We start from the raw sequence: 1227 nt of genomic DNA on the forward strand, positions 1-1227 counted from the left end.
CTGGCCGACGTCACCGAGCCATAGATCGCCCTTGCCCGCGTCGAAGGAGAACCGCCACGGGTTGCGCAGCCCGTACGCCCAGATCTCGTCCCGCGCGTTCGGGACGTCCACGAACGGGTTGTCCGACGGGATCGCATACGGCTTGGCGCCCCTCGGGTCGATCCTCAGCAGCTTGCCGAGCAGGGTGTCGAGGTTCTGGCCGTTGCCGTGCGGGTCGCCGCCGGAGCCGCCGTCGCCGAGGGCGATGTAGAGATAGCCGTCGGGGCCGATCTTGATGTCGCCGCCGTTGTGGTTGGCGTAGGGCTGGGTCTGGGTGATGACCGTGCGCCGGGTCTGCGGCTGGATCTTGCCGTGCCGTACGGCGAACTCGTCGACGGTGCTGGTGCCTTCTAGGGCGTGTCTTCAATTGATCTTGCGTGGTGGATCATGGTCGGGTGATACGTCGTCATGAGCTGTCTGATGAGGAGTGGGAGTTCCTCCGTCCGTTGCTGCCCGAGTCCTTGCGTGGGCGGAAGCGGCTGGACGACCGGAGGGTGCTCAACGGGATCGTGTGGAAGTTCCGGACGGGCACGGCCTGGCGGGACGTGCCGGAGCGGTACGGCCCCTGGCACACGCTGCACACCCGTTTTCGCCGGTGGGCCCTGGACGGCACCTTCGAGCGGATGCTCCAGGCCGCCCAGGCCCGGGCGGACGCGGCGGGAGAGATCGGCTGGCTGGTGTCGGTCGACTCCACCGTCGTACGCGCCCACCAGCATGCCGCCGGGGCCCGAAAAGGGGGCACCGCCGCCCCGCGCTCGGACGCTCCCGGGGCGGCCTGACCAGCAAGTTCCACCTGGCCTGCGAGGCCTTCGGGCGACCGCTCGCCCTCGAGCTCACGGGCGGCAGCACCAACGACTGCACCCGGTTCACCACCGTGATGGAGGCGATCCGGGTGCCCCGCACCGGGCCGGGGCGCCCGCGGACGCGGCCCGACCACGTGCTGGGCGACAAGGGCTACAGCTCCCGCGCGATACGGACCTGGCTGCGGCGCCGCGGTATCGGCCACACCATCCCCGAGCGTGCCGACCAGATCCGCAACCGGCTCCGGCGCGGCAGCCGGGGCGGACGCCCGCCGGCCTTCGACAAGCAGCTCTACAAGCAGCGCAACGTCGTGGAACGGTGCTTCAACCGCCTCAAGCAGTGGCGCGGCATCGCAACCCGCTACGACAAGACCGCCGAGTCCTACCA

The 1227-nt window shown here is 70.2% G+C and carries 2 pseudogenes; one reads left to right on the top strand and one right to left on the bottom strand.

Annotated features, from left to right (window positions below):
- Positions 1–393: pseudogene (locus ABZV94_RS41705) on the bottom strand (PQQ-dependent sugar dehydrogenase); the annotation flags it as partial.
- 44 nt (positions 394–437) lie between these two features.
- Between ABZV94_RS41705 and ABZV94_RS41710 the strand changes: the two are divergent.
- Positions 438–1227: pseudogene (locus tag ABZV94_RS41710) on the top strand (IS5 family transposase); the annotation flags it as partial.

Source organism: Streptomyces sp. NPDC004658 (assembly GCF_040609555.1).
In the GTDB taxonomy this organism is placed as follows: domain Bacteria; phylum Actinomycetota; class Actinomycetes; order Streptomycetales; family Streptomycetaceae; genus Streptomyces.